Origin of the sequence: Pseudomonas syringae (assembly GCF_021605415.1) — a bacterium.
In the GTDB taxonomy this organism is placed as follows: Bacteria; Pseudomonadota; Gammaproteobacteria; order Pseudomonadales; family Pseudomonadaceae; genus Aquipseudomonas; species Aquipseudomonas syringae_S.
This window is the reverse complement of the sequence record NZ_WKEQ01000058.1, coordinates 1-16691: the sequence shown is the minus strand read 5'-3', so window position 1 is coordinate 16691 and position 16691 is coordinate 1. Positions and strand designations below refer to the sequence as shown.

The window sequence follows — 16691 nt, the reverse complement described above, 5'->3', positions numbered from 1 at the left end:
CCACGGATCAACGATTCCGGATGACGGCCCAGGTAGTCGGAGAACTCGCGCAACGAACGGGACATGCGATTGAGTTCGTCGAGGGTTTCGCCGAACTTTTCCTTTTGCGGCGAACCTTCGGCCAGGGTCGAGTTGGCTGATTGCAAGGTCTTGCTGATGTCGCCGAGGGTGGTTTGCACGCCGGGGAGGGTTCTGGCATTGAATTGGGTCAAGCTTTTACGCAGCTCGACCAAGTTGCTGTCAAGGTTGTTGGCGACACGCTCCACCGGCAGCTTGTTGATCTTGTCGACCATGGCCTGGAGTTTTTCCTGCAACTGTTCGAGGCTGCCGGGAATGGTCGGGATGCTGACGGGCCGCGCCGTCGGATCAAAAGCGACCTTCTCGGCTTTCGGGTAGAAATCCAGCGCGATATACAACTGACCGGTCAGCAGGTTGCCACTGCGGGCCTGAGCGCGCAGGCCGTTTTCGATGAACGTTCCCATAAGGCGCACGCCGGCAGCTTCGTCTTCCGGGTTGTGGTTGAGCGCCTTGAGCATCTTGAAGTGCGCCTGCCCGAGGCGTTGCGGGTAGATGACGATGCCGACATTGACGGGAAAGCTGCGTTTCTTCTCGTCGAAATCCAGATTGATCGTTACGACGCGGCCGATTTCCATACCGAGGAATTCCACCGGTGCATCGACTTTCAGCCCACGCAGCGCCTGATCGAAGCGCAGCGCCAGGTATTGCGGCTTGCCGTTGGGCGGGGCGAGGGCGCTTTGCTGGTCGGCGAACAGGTCGTAATTTTTGTCTTCGGCGGCGGCGGTGTCGCCAGGGCTGTATTCCGGGGCGCGAAAGGCAATGCCGCCGACCAGCAGGGTCGACAGCGATTCGGTTTTCACTGCGAAGCCGTTGGCGCCGACATTGATGTCGATGCCGCTGGCGTTCCAGAAACGCGTGTTTTCGGTGACGTAGGCGTCGTTTGGCGCATGAATGAACACTTCGATGTTCACGCCTTTGCCATCCGGATCCAGCGCATAGGCGACGACTTGGCCGACCGGAATTTTGCGGTAGTAGACCGGCGAACCAATATCGAGCGAGCCAAGATCCTGGGTGTGCAACGTGAAGCGTTTGCCCGGTTCGCCGTAGGTGATGGGTGGAGGATTTTCCAGGCCTTTGAAGTGTTTGGAGCGAGTGTTGGACTGACCAATGTCGGCGCCGATGTAATCGCCCGACAGCAACGTATCGATGCCGGACACGCCGCCGGCGCCGATACGCGGTCGCACGACCCAATACTGGGAATCTTCGCGGGTGAAGGTTTCGGCCTGTTTGTCCAGTTTGATGGTGGCGTTGACGCTTTTCTGGTCAGAGCTCAACTCGACGTCCGTCACCTCACCAATCACCACATTGCGGTATTTGACTTCAGTCTTGTTGGCGGTCAGGCCGCTGCCGGTCTTGAATGTCACGGTGATGGACGGGCCTTCCTGCATCATGTTGTGAATGACCAGCGAAATGCCGACCAGCACCGCCACGATCGGCACGATCCAGACCAGCGAGACGCTGAAACGCCGCGTCTTGATGGGCGCTTGGCCGGGGGCTGGCGGCTTTCCTGGCGCAGACGGCTGCATCTGATCTCCTCACAACGCGAAAACACCTCATGAATATAGAAGTGCCTTGGAATAGAGCAAATACGAACTTAGCCAGAGAATGGAACGCGGAGCGTCCCGGGCTGCATTCCCACGCGGAGCGTGGGAACGATCAACTTTGTAGGGAGTTACCGCAGGCTGCGATCTTTTGATCTTTGATCTCTCAATCGTCAGCCAAGCATTTCTCGCAACCGGTACCAGAACATCCCCAGCGCCAACAACGGCGAACGCAACGCCGGGCCACCGGGAAAGGTCATGTGCGGCACGGCACTGAACACATCCATGCCCTGACTATGGCCGGCGTAAATCGCTTCACTGAGCAACTTCGCGCACCAATGGGTGACGTTCAAACCATGCCCTGAATAGCCCTGCGCATAGAAAACGTTCGGATGTTGCTTAAGACGGCCCACCTGTGGGAAACGGTTGGCGGTGATGCCGATCTTGCCGCCCCACTGGAAATCAATGGCCACGTCTGTCAGGTGCGGGAACACCTTGAGCATTTTCGGTCGCATGTAGGCGGCGATGTCCGCCGGGTCTTTCCCGGAGTAATGGCAGGCACCGCCGAACAACAAACGTCGATCCGCCGAGAGCCGGTAGTAGTCGAGGCCGACTTTCTGGTCGCACAGCGCCAGATTCTGCGGAATCAGTTGCGTGGCCATGTCCGCCGGCAACGGCTCGGTGGCGATGATGTAGCTGCCGGCGGGCAACACTTTGCCGCTCAACGCCGGTTCCAGTTCATCCAGGTGAGCATTACATCCGAGCACCAGACTGCCAGCCCGAACCATGCCGCCAGCGCAGCGCAGTTGCACGGTTGCGCCGTGGATGACTTCCAGCACTTGCGTCTGCTCGAAGATCTTCACGCCAAGTGAGGCCGCAAGGCGCGCTTCACCCTGCACCAGATCCAGCGGATGTAAATGGCCGGAGCCCATGTCGATCAACCCGCCGGCATACGCGTTGGAATTCACCACTTGCTGACGGATCTGCCCGGCGTCGACCAGGTGCGTCTCGTGAGCGTAACCCAGTTGGGCGAGGTCATCCTGTTCAGCCTTGAACGCGGCGAATTGCGCCTTGGTATTCGCCAGTTCGCAAAAGCCCCAGCGCAGGTCGCATTCGATGGCGTTCCCGTTGATGCGCTGGCGCACCAGTTCCACCGAATCGATGCCGGCACGTTGCAGGTATCTGACGCCGTCGTTGCCGACGTAACGGGCGAAACCTTCCACTTCATGGCCGATCCCGCGAATCAATTGCCCGCCGTTACGCCCGCTGGCGCCCCAGCCGATGCGCCGGCCTTCCAGAAGGATCACCGACAGCCCGCGTTGCGCCAGTTCAATCGCCGTGTTGACGCCAGTGAACCCGCCGCCGATCACGCAGACATCCGCCGTCAGATCGCCGTCGAGCGCAGGGTAGGGCGTGCCCGCCCGCGCCGATGCGGCGTAGTAGGAGCGGGTGTGGTCTTGGGTGTACTGGTTCATTTGTTCGACTTCACTTTGCTCCAGGAACGGGTCATCAGACGCATGATCGACTGGGGCGGGGTGGTGGAGATGTAGAGCTTGTCGAGGACTTCCTGAGGCGGGTAGACCTCGGGATTGTTGACCAGCTCAGGATCCATGAATGGCTTGGCGGCCGGGTTCGGGTTGGCGTAACCGACCGACGCGCTGACTTTGGCGATGACTTGTGGATCGAGCAGATAATTAATGAAGGCGTGGGCTTCTTTGGTGTTGCTGGCGTCGGCGGGAATCGCGAGCAGGTCGAACCACAAGTTGCTGCCTTCTTTTGGAATGGCGTAGGCGATGTTCACGCCGTTCTTGGCTTCCTTGGCGCGGTTGGCAGCCTGGAAGACGTCGCCGGAATAACCGAAGGCGACGCAGATATCGCCGTTGGCCAGATCCGACACGTATTTGGAGGAATGAAAGTAGGTGATGTAAGGACGAACGCTCAGCAGTTTGGCTTCTGCCTTTTTAAAGTCTTCGGGGTTTTCGCTGCGCGGATCCATGCCCATGTAATTGAGCACGGCGGGGAACACTTCGTCGGCGGAGTCCATCATTGACACGCCGCACTGGCTGAGCTTCTTCAGGTTTTCCGGTTCGAAGAGCACGGCCCAGGAATCAATGTGATCGATGCCCAACACGGCTTTGACTTTGTCGACGTTGTAACCAATGCCGTTGGTGCCCCAGAGATACGGCACGGAGTGCTCGTTGCCCGGGTCATTCTTTTCCAGCAGGGTGAGCAGTTTCGGGTCGAGGTTCTTGACGTTTGGCAGTTGAGCGCGATCCAGTTTGAGGAACGCATCGGCCTTAACCTGGCGGGCGAGAAAATGGTTGGATGGCACCACCACGTCATACCCGGTACGACCGGCGAGCAGCTTGCCTTCCAGGGTTTCGTTGGAATCGAAGACGTCGTAGATCACCTTGATCCCGGTGTTGGCCTGAAAGTCGGCGAGGGTGGTTTCACCGATGTAGTCGGTCCAGTTGTACACGCTCACTTGCGGCTGGGCCTGGGCGATGGCGCTGAACAGAACCGTCAGCGCGACCGGAAGCACGGATTTCAATGGACGCATATCGACACCTCTTGGAGTTATTGGAAATATTCAGGTGGTTCATACATTCCTTGTGGGAGCGGGCTTGCCCGCGATGGGGTCGGCAGACTCAGCATCACCGTTGGATGTGCCATCGTCATCGCTGGCAAGCCAGCTCCCACGGGGATCTATGGAGTGTTTCAGACGCTCAACAGCAGGAATTCGCGCTCCCACGAGCTGATCACTCGCTTGAAGTTTTCGTGTTCGGCGCGCTTGACGGCGACATAGCCACGGACGAATTTGCTGCCCAGGTAGTGCGCGACGGTGTCGCACTCTTCCATGCGCGTGAGGGCGTCTTCGATGGTGATTGGCAGGCGCAGGTTGCGACGCTCGTAGGCGCGGCCCTCAACGGCGGCGCTTGGTTCGATGCCATCGACCATGCCGATGTAGCCACACAGCAGGCTTGCGGCAATTGCCAGGTACGGGTTCGCGTCGGCGCCGGGCAAGCGGTTTTCCACGCGCATGGATTCCGGGCCGGAGGTTGGCACACGCAGGCCGACGGTACGGTTCTCTTCACCCCATTCGACGTTGACCGGTGCCGAGGTGTCCGGCAGGAAGCGGCGGAACGAGTTCACGTTCGGCGCGAACATCGGCAGCATTTTCGGGATGTACTTTTGCAGACCGCCGATGTGGTGGCGGAACAGGTCGCTCATCTTGCCGTCAGCGGTGGCGAAAACGGGCTCGCCGGTAACAATGTCGACCACACTTTGGTGCAGGTGCATCGCGCTGCCCGGCTCGTCGCCAATCGGCTTGGCCATGAATGTCGCGGTGACGTTGTGCTTGAGCGCGGCCTCGCGCAGGGTGCGTTTGAACACGGTGATCTGGTCGGCCAGATCCAGCGCGTCGCCATGGCGGAAGTTGATTTCCATCTGCGCCGGGCCGTCTTCGTGGATCAGGGTGTCGAGATCCAGACCTTGCAGTTCGCACCAGTCGTAGACGTCTTCGAACAGCGGATCGAACTCGTTGGCAGCGTCGATTGAAAACGACTGACGACCGCTTTCCGCGCGGCCCGAACGGCCCAGCGGCGCCTTGAGTGGCAAGTCCGGGTCTTCGCAACGCTGGGTCAGGTAAAACTCCATTTCCGGCGCGACAATCGGCTTCCAGCCTTTGTCGGTGTACAGCTGCAAGACTTTTTTCAGCACGTTGCGCGGCGACAGTTCGATCGGGTTGCCGAACTTGTCGAAGGTGTCGTGGATGACAATGGCGGTCGGTTCGATGGCCCACGGAATGACATACACCGCGTCGGCGACGGGTTTGCAGATCATGTCGATGTCGGCCGGGTCGAGCAGATCGTAGTAGATGTCGTCGTCGACAAAATCCCCGGTTACCGTTTGCAGCAGCACACTCTCCGGCAGGCGCATACCTCGCTCATGCAGGAACTTGTTGGTCGGTGCGATCTTGCCGCGGGCGATGCCGGTCAGGTCGCTGACCACGCATTCCACTTCGGTAATCTTGTGATCTTTCAGCCACGTGAACAGCTGATCGAAAGGGGCATTCATAAAGACCTCGTTTTTGGTTTTATAGACGCCGGGGAAAAGCGCTTTCATCTTGCCCAGACTTCCCCTGAAGCGCGTTGACGACTATCTTGGGCGCCACGTGCCGTTCCATCTATCCACTTTAAGCAGCACCAAAGCGCACCAAAAGAGTGCGCAAGGTCACCCCATGACAACGTGCAATCCGCTCCAGGTTCAAGCTTTCAACACTATCGATGTGGCTGAGCAAATCCGCGTCACGCCGGGCTGGGTACAGCATTACCAGCAAATGTCGCCGGGGCATTTCGCCGGCAAGATCCGCTATCTGGATTTGCAGGGCGTGGAGGTTTACGAAGAGCAGATGAACACCCGCGTCGAGCAGAATTTCAGCGCGCCGGAAGGGGCCTTGGCGTTTTGTTTTGATCGCAGTGACAACGCGCTGTACCTGCTCAACGAAGAGAGCCGCAACATCTGGATCACTCCGGAGAACTACCAGGAAATCGCCGTGGTGTTCGGCCCTGAATTTGTCCGCAGGCACGGTCTGGACGTGGCAAAACTCGAGGGGCTGTTCATGGCACCGCTCAATTGCGGCCAGAACGCGCTGTTCAGTCGCTGGCTCAGTTCGACACTCACCAAACTGAGTGAAACCCTCGATCCGCCAAGCCGCGAAACGCTCACCCAACAGCTGCTGGAGGATTGCCTGTTCATGCTCGACAACGCCAGCGTGGGTCTGGATCGTGGCGGCCTGCAGCGTCGCGCCGAAGAACGAATGATCATGAAGCGAGTAGGGGAGTGGGCGGCGGATTGCCCGGAAGAAACCCTTAATCTGCTGGAGCTTTCACACATCGCCGGGGTTTCGTTGCGTCAGTTGCAGCAAGCTTTCAAGGCTTATACGGACATGTCACCGACCCACTGGCTGCGCTTGCGGCGGCTCAACAGTGCGCGTCGCGAGTTGCTCAGCCGCAGTCAATCGGAAACCACCGTGGCCGAAGTGGCGATGAATTGGTCTTTTTGGCATCTGGGCCGGTTTTCCAGCAGTTATCGCGCGTTATTTAAAGAACTGCCCAGCGAGACGTTGAAACGTCTTCGGCCGGTTCTTTAGAGGGGCCAGAACTGGTAAATGAAAAGATGACCCGTGAGCGCATCACGCCAACTTGGTAATCAGAAGACCCAAAAAAATTTACGCAAAATTTACGGGGCTCAACGGTTGAGCATCCGATACTGCGCGGCGCAAATTTGGCAGGCTACTTTTTATGTCCCTCGCGGCAATGCGGCTAATCGGTTTCATCTTAGGTATTTTTCTGATCACCTTGGCCGTGAGCATGGCTATTCCCATGCTCACACTGGTGGCCTACGAACGCAGCGATGATCTGTCGGCCTTCCTTTGGTCAAGCTTGATTACCTTCATCTCTGGTCTTCTGTTGATCGTGCGGGGGCGCCCAGATACCGTTCAGCTTCGTCCGAGGGATATGTACCTGCTGACGACTGGCAGCTGGGTGGTGGTATGTACGTTCGCGGCATTGCCGATGGTGTTCATCAGCCACATCAGTTACACCGACGCGTTCTTTGAAACGATGTCCGGGATTACTACCACAGGCTCAACTGTCCTGAGCGGATTGGATACCGCTTCACCTGGGCTGTTGATCTGGCGCTCAATGCTGCATTGGCTGGGTGGTATCGGTTTCATCGGCATGGCTGTGGCGATCCTTCCATTGTTGCGAGTAGGTGGCATGCGTCTTTTCCAGACAGAGTCCTCGGACTGGTCGGAGAAAGTGACACCGCGCTCCCATGTGGCCGCCAAGTACATACTTTTTCTCTATCTGGGACTCACTGGTGCCGGAGCACTGGCGCTCTGGATCGCTGGAATGACGCCATTTGAAGCGGTCAACCACGCCATGTCGTTGATCTCGACTGGCGGATTCTCTACTTCGGACGCCTCACTGGGGCATTGGACGCAGCCGGCGATTCACTGGGTAGCCGTGGTTATCATGATTCTGGGCAGTTTGCCGTTTACCTTGTACGTCGCGACGTTACGCGGTCATCGGCGTGCACTACTGAAGGATCACCAGGTACGCGGATTCATTGGGTTCTTGATCGTTACCTGGCTGACGGTGGGTACGTGGCTGTGTTTTCACAGCGACTACGGTTGGTGGGATGCATTTCGTATCGTGGCGGTCAATGTGACCTCGGTCGTAACGACCACCGGAATTGCGGTCGGCGATTACACCTTATGGGGCAGCTTCGCTGTCTTGCTTTTTTTCTATCTGACCTTCGTCGGTGGATGCTCAGGCTCGACGGCTGGAGGCCTTAAAATTTTCCGCTTCCAGGTTGCTGCCGCTCTACTGGTAAGCAGTTTGAAACAGTTGATCCATCCTAGAGCTGTGATTCAGAAAAAGTACAACGGTCACCCCATTGACGAAGAGATCTTGCGGTCGCTTTTGACCTTCTCATTTTTCTTCACTATCACTATTGCCGTTATCGCCTTGGGCCTGGCTTTCATTGGGCTTGATTGGACGACCGCTTTGAGCGGTGCCGCTACGGCAGTATGTAACGTAGGGCCAGGGCTTGGCACGATCATTGGGCCGGCAGGTAATTTTTCCTCGTTACCCGATGCCGCCAAATGGCTGTTGACCGTTGGAATGCTATTAGGAAGGCTAGAAATCCTTACCGTGTTGGTGCTCATCACGCCGGTTTTTTGGAGGTACTAGTTACGGCTTAATGGTGACGCTGCGAGTTAGTCGAGTGGCGATCTGGTAAAGCTTCACTGCGTAGCCAGGCTATTTGGCGGCGTCAACTGGAAGAGGAAGGGCAGGCAGCGCTTCGTTTGATTCCTCGGAGCAAAGGGGTTACTCAACTAAATTACTGTTTAGCATAGCTATTCGTTTCGCTTCTAATAGATAGCTTAACCTGAGATTTAGCAGAGTCATCATTCCCGTCAGGAGAAGAATATGCAGCAGCACTTAACGCCATGGATGGTTGAAAGCGCTTACCGTTATTGGTCTGCCGCGAAATATCTCCTTTCTGGTCACGACATGATGGCTGTTGCTCAGGTCAACGCTGCAATTGGTATGGAGATTTTGCTTAAAAGCTTTATTGCTAGGCCTGATGGCAATCACGGGAAGGTCAACGAAACCTACGATTTGGATCTCTCGCTTATCAAAGCTGCTCATCTAGAGTTGCAGCGCTTGGGCAAGGTTGACGCTGATCGAAAATCAGCTGATAGGCATGATCTCCTTACGCTTTTTTACTCGGTGCCTGAATCTGTCAGGTCTCGTGTTGGACTTAATCAAGAGGAAGAATGGATTGAGCGTTATCGCAATGTCTTTACGAACGCTCGGTATCCGTACGAAGTTAAATCGTCACGCGGTTACGATGACATTCTGGTTGATGTCCTGGGCAGGCTGATCCGCCAGGTTGTCGAGTGGTACCGAGAGCAAGGATCTAAAGACACGTTCATTGTTTGCTACGGATTGACGCCGCAAAAGCCGTCGTGGACTAGCTTCAAATCTGTCCCATAGCTCTCAAGGCATCTCAATACACGGGTACGCATAATGTATATTATGTTAAACGAAGTGCCATGTTAGATATGTTCATCAGCAGCCTAAAGCACAGATTCGACAAACCCGCTTCTGACGTCCACTCTCTCAACGGGCCATGTCCTCGTGTTCGGCGCCGTTGCCCATGGCCAAACCGCACTCGTTACCTCAGCCTGACAGATACTCAACTCCAATCACTCGCATACTTATTCGCCCGGACGTCGCGGAGAGTCCGTTCCTGGAGCCTGTGCAGTTGTGTAAATCGGCTAACGATTGAATTGATGTTGTAGGCTGGTATCCGACGCGGTGAGCTGTCGAGAACCGCCCCGCCACCTGTGCCATATCAACCGGTAACGCCCCGACGTTAGCGGCAATCGCCCGACGTGCGAGCATACGCCGTGCCCCCCCGACGACCGGGATTCATCTCTTACACGTCAGCGCAGCTGGTTGCTACTTCTTGTCAGTCTCAGACAGGGCGAACCACCCACCCACACGCTCGCCTACGTCTATGGAGCCTTTGTTAAATACTTTGGTATCGAAAATAGATTCATTGGATGTACACGGCGAATTTCAGTCGTAGTCGTATCGACTATCGCGTAGTTATAGTGACTCTATGATGATAGTCGTAATGACTGCAGCCTTCGCCCGAAACCCTGCATTTACTGGGGCACTGGACTGGCTCGTTTTTTGAAGGGTGCTTGGTGGATATCGAAGCACTCGATGTTCAAATCATTCAGGTCAGTTTCCCAAACGAGGGTTTGCAGTATGCAAAATGAATTTCTGAGTCGCCTTGCCGTTGTCACTGGAGCCAGCTCTGGAATCGGCTTAGCCGTTACCCGGCAGTTGCTGGAGCGAGGGGCCCGCGTGCTGGCGATGTCGCGACAGGTTGGCGCCTTGGCGGAACTGGTCGAAGGCTTCGACGGCCAGCTGACTTGGGTTGACGGAGACGTGACGCGCGCAGAAGATTTGGCCAGACTGGCCGAAAGTGCTAACAAACTCGGTCCCGTTCACTTTGTGGTTCCGAACGCAGGTATTGCGCAATTAGCTGATGCTCTAGATGTCTCAGCGTTCGAACGTCAATGGGCTGTAAACGGCGCCGGCGCGCTGAATACTCTCGCCTGCTTGCGCGACCATCTTAGTGAAACTGCATCTGTGGTGTTTATCGGTACTTTTCTGGCCGGGGTCACGTTCCCAGGCCTAGCGGCATATATAGCTTCGAAGGCAGCCCTCATTGCACATGCCCGGACATTGGCGGTTGAGCTTGCGTCTTTCGGAATTCGCATCAACACGGTTTCGCCAGGCCCAACAGCGACTCCGATTTGGTCCACTTTGGGATTGGCGGATGTGCAATTGAGTGGGGTTGCAGAAGTGGTCAATCAACGATTGTTGGATGGTAAATTCTTGACACCAGATGCGGTAGCAGAGGTGATTCTGTTCCAGCTCGGCCGTGGGGCGCGCAGCGTTTATGGGCAGGACTGGGTTGTCGATAGTGGATATACACTACGGTGACATGGAGCCAAGTCACGAAATCGGGTACTGATTTGAAGTGGACTGATTTCGCTCGCCAATGCTCTGATATTTCGACTTTGGTGGCCCAGACGCCGAGCGCCTGGTGACCCGGTCGTGAGCGTGTTTACCTCGACCGTTTCTGGAACGTGTTTGCGGGTGAGACCGCACAGTTCGATGAAGCTACCCGACAGTACTACTCCAAACGTTCTGCCCTCCCCGGCACCATGCATCCTGCCTTTGCCCAGTTCCACAGCATTCGCCAGGATGCTGTGGACAACGAAGCTCCAAGGAAGACAACGCTGACCATGCCGCTGGCCGTGCTTTGGACACATTCGCAAGAACGAAGAGTTCATCAGCGTGACGTTAGCGGTGCTCATGACGCCATTGTGACCATCTCCATATCGGCAAATGGCGAACAGCAGATATTCAATAAGTAAAACTATGACCTAGTTCACTCTCCATCCACTCCAGAAAACGCCTGACCCTAGGAAAACTCGAATGTGCCTTTGGAAAAACCAAATGGTGAGCCGCCACCGGGGCGCTAAGTGATTCCCTCGCTACTTCGACCAACGTTCCTGAGGCGAGATACTTTTGCGCTAGCAGCGTACTTTCCAAAGCAAAGCCCAGCCCGTGGCTGGCGGCTTCCAGACTCATGTATGACCGGTCAAAGCTCAATGCATATGGATTTTCGGGACGAGCCAAACCGTGCTGGGCAAACCACTGTGGCCATTTGAGCATCGTGGCTTCAGAGAGAATGAGATCGCTGTCTAGCAAATCCGCCGCGCTCTTGATTGGACGCTGCGAAAGTAATTTCGGAGAGGCCAAGACAGCGAAGGTTTCATTGCGCACGGTGCGAACCTCATAGCTCGGCCAATTGGGTATCCCGTGACGAATATCGACGTCTATCTTGTCCCGGCTGAAATGCAACGATTCATACGAACAAGACAGGTTGATCTGGATGTCTGGATGGCTCGAGCGAAACGCTTCCAGACGAGGCATCAACCACAATAAGCCGAAGCTTGGTGACGAGTGCAGTCGAAGGCAGTCAAGACTCACATCGCTGGTTGCCCGCTCGGTTGCTATGGCCAGACTATGAAGTAATCCGGAAACCTCTTTTAAATATTGTTCCCCTACTGGCGTCAGCGTTACTCCACGTGCACCTCGTACGAACAGTTGCCGGCCAATCATCCCCTCAAGTTTGGCGAGCTGATGGCTGACCGCAGATGGAGTCAGATCCAACACTTCAGCCGCCCGCGCGACATTCCCAAATCTAGCCGTCTGTTCGAAGGCCTGAATTGCTCTCAGCGGTGGGAGGTTGAACGGTGCAACGTTATCAGAGCGCATGACGAAGGACTCCATTGTAATTCTTCTGATCGTTGAGCTTTTCCATTCAATCATCTGCACCGTGGCTTGACGAGTGCTGAATTTTTTTCAGTACCGAGTGACATTCGCGTTATTGCTCAAAGGTCGCGACGGAGGCCAAGCTGAGCCATCGATTCATTGTGGATCGACCCAATAAAAACAATCAGAGGTACTCTTCCATGCTTCTTCAAGGCAAAGTCGCGATCATCACTGGTGCAGCCTCCGCACGCGGCATCGGTCGCGCTACAGCGACCACCTTCGCGCAACAAGGCGCTCACGTCGTGATCCTCGATCTGGATGAATCTGCCGCGCGCGATGCCGCTGCATCGCTGGGTGAAGGTCATCTCGGTCTCGCAGCGAACGTCGCTGACGAATCGCAGGTTGAACAGGCCGTTGCCAAAATCATCGAGCATTTCGGCCGTATCGACATTCTGGTCAACAACGCTGGCATCACCCAACCTCTCAAGACCCTCGATATCCGCCCTTCCGACTACGACAAGGTGTTGGACGTCAGCCTGCGCGGCACACTGCTCATGTCGCAGGCAGTCATCCCGACCATGCGTAAACAATCGTCCGGCAGCATCGTGTGCATGTCGTCAGTTTCCGCTCAACGCGGCGGCGGCATTTTCGGTGGCCCGCATTACAGTGCTGCCAAAGCAGGCGTGCTGGGTCTGGCCAAGGCTATGGCACGGGAACTGGGCCCGGACAAGGTACGGGTTAACTCCATCGCTCCCGGTTTGATCCACACCGATATTACCGGCGGCCTGATGCAGGACGAGCGCCGCCACGCGATCATCGACGGCATCCCGCTGGGACGTCTGGGTGAGGCGCAAGATGTAGCGAATGCGGCCCTGTTCCTGGCGAGCGACCTGTCCTCCTATCTGACCGGCATTACGCTGGATGTGAACGGCGGCATGCTGATTCATTGATTACACCTGACGGGCCTGAGGCCCGTGCGGTTCTGGATCGACGACGCAGCCGGGCCTCATGGCCTGGCGGTCAATAAAAACAAGAGATCAGACCATCATGACAACTATGTCGCTCGAAGCGGTTTCGACCATGCGTTCTAACGCCTATCGCAAAACCGCGTGGCGCCTGATGCCGTTCCTGATGCTGTGCTACCTGTGCGCCTATCTGGATCGGGTCAATGTCGGCTTTGCCAAGCTGCAAATGATGAACGATCTGGCGCTTAGCGAAACCGTCTACGGACTGGGCGCGGGTATGTTCTTCATCGGCTATTTCCTCTGCGAAGTCCCAAGTAACATCATTCTTCACAAGGTTGGAGCGCGTGTGTGGATCGCGCGCATCATGATCACTTGGGGCATCCTTTCCGCCCTGTTCGCCTTCGTTGAAACTGCTTGGCAATTCTATGCGCTGCGATTTTTGCTCGGCATTGCCGAAGCCGGTCTGGCACCGGGCCTGTTGCTGTACCTGACCTACTGGTTCCCATCCTACCGACGTGCTCGCATGACCGTGTTGTGGTTCATCGCCATCCCGCTGTCAGGCATGGTGGGTGGCCCCCTCTCCGGCTGGATCATGACCCACTTCGCCGGTATGCATGGCTGGGCGGGATGGCAATGGATGTTCGTGCTGGAGGCCGTGCCCACAGTCGTGGTTGGACTACTGGTGTTGAGCTATCTCAAGGATGGCGTGCATCAAGCCAGCTGGCTCAACGACGACGAAAAAGCGCTAATCACTCGCGAGCTGGCCGAAGATGACCAGAAAAAGGTCACCCACGCTTCGGTAGGTGAATTCATCCGCGACCGCCGCCTCTGGTTACTGGCCGCCATCTACTTCTGTGTCGTGATGGGGCAGTACGCAATCACCTTCTGGTTACCAACGCTGGTGCGTAACGCAGGGGTGTCCGATCCGATGAAAATAGGCTTGCTGACCAGCCTGCCCTATGTCTGTGCGATTGCGGCCATGCTGTATGCCGGACGCAGTGGCGACAAACATCGCGAGCGCCGCTGGCACCTCATCGTACCGATGATCGCGGGGGCTATAGGGCTGAGTCTGGCGGCTCTGATGGGCGGAAATGTGATCCTTTCCATTCTGAGTCTTTGCCTGGCCGCTTCCGGAATTCTCTCCGCGACGTCGCTGTTCTGGATGCTGCCTACCACCCTGCTGGGTGGGGTGTCTGCCGCCGCAGGCATTGCGGCGGTTAACAGCTTCGCCAACCTCGCCGGCTTCTGCTCGCCTTACCTGATTGGCTGGATTACCACGCTGACGGGTTCCAGCGCCATCGGCATGTATCTGATCACCGGCGTACTGGTGGGCGGTGCCCTATTGGTACTTCGCATTCCCGCCGCTCTGGTCAATCGTTGATTTAACGGAGTTTTAGCATGACTACCAACCTTTCATATGTTTCATCCAAGACTCTGCTGGAGCGCGCCCACAACATTCGTCGGCACGCACTGCGCATGGGCCAAGTCCAGGGACAAGGCTATGTCGGTCAGGCCCTCGGTGCGGCCGACTTGCTTGCTGTTTCCTACTTTCATGCCCTTAGCTATCAGCCCGAAGACCCTGAATGGGAAGGACGCGATCGTTTCTACCTCTCGATCGGACACTATGCGATTGCTTTGTATGCAGCCTTGATCGAGGCAGAAATCATCCCGCTCGATGAACTGGAAACTTACGGATCGGATGACAGCCGCCTGCCAATGTCGGGCATGGCGACCTACACCCCGGGCATGGAAATCACCGGTGGTTCGCTGGGCCAAGGCCTAGGCATTGCCGTAGGCGCCTGCCTGGGTCTGAAACGCAAAGGCTCGACTTCATTCGTTTACAACCTGCTGTCCGACGGCGAGCTGAATGAAGGCTCGACTTGGGAAGCCGTGATGTCTGCCTCGCACTGGAAGCTCGACAACCTGATCGCCATCGTCGACGTCAACAATCAGCAGGCTGACGGCTACTCAAGTGAAATCCTGTCATTCGAACCCATCGTCGACCGCTGGCAGGCTTTCGGCTGGTTTACCCAGCGCGTCGATGGCAATGACCTGGACGCACTGGTTACCGCTTTTGACGCCGCGCGTAACCACCCCGGCGCCCAGCCACGCGTAATCATCTGCGATACCAAAATGGGCAAAGGCGTGCCATTCCTGGAATCCCGCGAGAAGGCACACTTCATCCGCGTGGAAGATCACGAATGGGATCTGGCACTGAACAATCTCGAAGAAGGAAAAAAACAATGAGCAACGCAGCCAACACTCCGACCTCTTCGAGTGAACCAGCCAAAAAGCGCCTGACCACCTCGGCGATGATTGCCTCGATTGCCTCTGAAGGCCAAGCAACAAAATCCGCACCATTCGGACATGCACTCGCTGCGCTGGCAGATCAACGTCAGGATGTCGTCGGCCTGTCCGCCGACTTGTCCAAATACACTGACCTGCACATCTTCGCCAAGGCGCATCCGGATCGTTTCTACCAGATGGGTATGGCCGAGCAGTTACTGATGAGCGCGGCAGCAGGTATGGCCCGCGAGGGTTTCGTACCGTTTGCCACCACCTACGCCGTGTTCGCGTCGCGCCGAGCCTATGACTTCATCTGCATGGCCATTGCCGAGGAAAATCTCAACGTCAAAATCGTTTGTGGATTGCCCGGCCTGACTACCGGTTACGGCCCAAGCCACCAGGCCACAGACGATTTGGCAATCTTCCGCGCCATGCCCAACCTGATGATCGTCGACCCATGCGACGCCCTGGAAATCGAACAGGCCGTGCCTGCCATTGCAGCGCATCAAGGGCCGGTATACATGCGTTTGCTGCGCGGCAACGTACCGCTGGTGCTCGACGAGTACGGCTACAAATTCGAGATCGGCAAAGCAAAGACCTTGCGCACCGGCAATGATGTTTTGATCATCTCTACGGGCTTGATGACGATGCGCTCTCTGGAAGCGGCCAAGCAGCTTCAAGCCGATGGTGTCGACGTCGCCGTGCTGCACGTACCGACGATCAAGCCACTGGATGAACAAACCATTCTTGCTGAAGCACGCAAATCCGGACGCCTGGTTGTCACCGCAGAAAACAGTTCCATTATCGGTGGTTTGGGTGAAGCGGTTGCCGGGGTGCTGCTGCGCAATGGCGCGACGCCAACCTTCCGGCAGATAGCACTGCCCGATGCGTTTCTTGATGCGGGCGCACTGCCGACGCTTCATGATCGCTACGGCATTTCCACTCAAGCCGTTTGCGCGCGAATCAAAGCCTGGCTGTAACGGCCGACTTTTGGGCGCCTAAAGCCAGGCGCCCTGTTGTACGGTTGTGAAGAGGACGAAACGTTGAAACCAGATGAATTGCTTGATCCGGATTTTCACAGTTTTTTAACTCCTGGCGCGGAGGACTGGTCACTGAGCACGCTGCCAGGGATCAGGGCGCGCGTCAGCTCCACTTACAAATCCGCGCACGCTGCCCGCTGTGAGCAGCGATGGACGACTGCAGACTCAACTGGCCAGGGCATCCGCCTTTGCCTCTATTGGCCCAAGCTGTCGACCAAAGGTGTAACCCTTCCAGCAGTGCTATACATCCACGGCGGCGGTTTCGTACTCGGCCGTCCTGAAATGGCCGACGACTATTTGGCAGATTTAGCCCAAGAATTGCACACTTTGATCGTAGCAGTGGAT

The 16691-nt window shown here is 56.5% G+C and carries 14 protein-coding genes; 9 read left to right on the top strand and 5 right to left on the bottom strand.

Translation table 11 applies throughout. The features are described from left to right. The 4 genes from GIW69_RS25240 to GIW69_RS25225 form a co-directional block, all read right to left on the bottom strand. On the bottom strand, positions 1-1604 hold a 1604-nt coding region (locus GIW69_RS25240), incomplete at its 3' end, for an MlaD family protein (protein WP_236485493.1). A 188-nt stretch (positions 1605-1792) separates the two neighbouring features. Next, complete coding sequence (locus tag GIW69_RS25235) at positions 1793-3094, bottom strand: FAD-dependent oxidoreductase (protein WP_236485492.1); 1302 nt, start codon at positions 3092-3094, stop codon at positions 1793-1795. Then, on the bottom strand, positions 3091-4179 hold the full coding sequence (locus tag GIW69_RS25230) for a polyamine ABC transporter substrate-binding protein (protein WP_236485491.1): 1089 nt from the start codon (positions 4177-4179) through the stop codon (positions 3091-3093). The genes GIW69_RS25235 and GIW69_RS25230 overlap by 4 nt, the downstream gene beginning before the upstream one ends. A gap of 158 nt (positions 4180-4337) precedes the next feature. Further along, positions 4338-5696 carry a glutamine synthetase family protein gene (locus tag GIW69_RS25225; protein WP_236485490.1) on the bottom strand — a complete coding sequence of 453 codons (1359 nt, stop codon included), beginning with the start codon at positions 5694-5696 and terminating at the stop codon, positions 4338-4340. 163 nt (positions 5697-5859) lie between these two features. Between GIW69_RS25225 and GIW69_RS25220 the strand changes: the two genes are divergently transcribed. From GIW69_RS25220 to GIW69_RS25205, 4 genes are all read left to right on the top strand, one after another. Next, on the top strand, positions 5860-6771 hold the full coding sequence (locus GIW69_RS25220) for a helix-turn-helix domain-containing protein (protein ID WP_236485489.1): 912 nt from the start codon (positions 5860-5862) through the stop codon (positions 6769-6771). Between the two features lie 151 nt (positions 6772-6922). Continuing rightward, positions 6923-8377: a TrkH family potassium uptake protein gene (locus tag GIW69_RS25215; RefSeq protein WP_236485488.1), complete on the top strand. Its 1455-nt coding sequence runs from the start codon at positions 6923-6925 to the stop codon at positions 8375-8377. 240 nt (positions 8378-8617) lie between these two features. Next, positions 8618-9187: a hypothetical protein gene (locus GIW69_RS25210; RefSeq protein WP_236485487.1), complete on the top strand. Its 570-nt coding sequence runs from the start codon at positions 8618-8620 to the stop codon at positions 9185-9187. A 783-nt stretch (positions 9188-9970) separates the two neighbouring features. Further along, on the top strand, positions 9971-10714 hold the full coding sequence (locus tag GIW69_RS25205; RefSeq protein ID WP_236485486.1) for an SDR family oxidoreductase: 744 nt from the start codon (positions 9971-9973) through the stop codon (positions 10712-10714). Between the two features lie 426 nt (positions 10715-11140). Here the strand turns inward: GIW69_RS25205 and GIW69_RS25200 are convergent, their stop codons facing one another. Next, positions 11141-12058: a LysR substrate-binding domain-containing protein gene (locus tag GIW69_RS25200; protein WP_236485485.1), complete on the bottom strand. Its 918-nt coding sequence runs from the start codon at positions 12056-12058 to the stop codon at positions 11141-11143. Positions 12059-12255: 197 nt separating this feature from the next. On the opposite strand from GIW69_RS25200, the gene GIW69_RS25195 reads away from it, so the two are divergent. The 5 genes from GIW69_RS25195 to GIW69_RS25175 all read left to right on the top strand — a co-directional run. Next, positions 12256-13005 (top strand): SDR family oxidoreductase, encoded by a 750-nt coding sequence (locus GIW69_RS25195; RefSeq protein ID WP_236485484.1) that lies wholly within the window; start codon positions 12256-12258, stop codon positions 13003-13005. Between the two features lie 97 nt (positions 13006-13102). After that, positions 13103-14401 (top strand): MFS transporter, encoded by a 1299-nt coding sequence (locus GIW69_RS25190; protein WP_236485494.1) that lies wholly within the window; start codon positions 13103-13105, stop codon positions 14399-14401. Between the two features lie 17 nt (positions 14402-14418). Then, complete coding sequence (locus GIW69_RS25185; protein WP_236485483.1) at positions 14419-15267, top strand: transketolase; 849 nt, start codon at positions 14419-14421, stop codon at positions 15265-15267. Continuing rightward, on the top strand, positions 15264-16286 hold the full coding sequence (locus GIW69_RS25180; protein WP_236485482.1) for a transketolase family protein: 1023 nt from the start codon (positions 15264-15266) through the stop codon (positions 16284-16286). Before GIW69_RS25185 ends, GIW69_RS25180 begins: the two co-directional genes overlap by 4 nt. A gap of 63 nt (positions 16287-16349) precedes the next feature. Then, the coding region (locus GIW69_RS25175) for an alpha/beta hydrolase fold domain-containing protein (RefSeq protein WP_236485481.1) at positions 16350-16691 on the top strand (342 nt) is incomplete at its 3' end.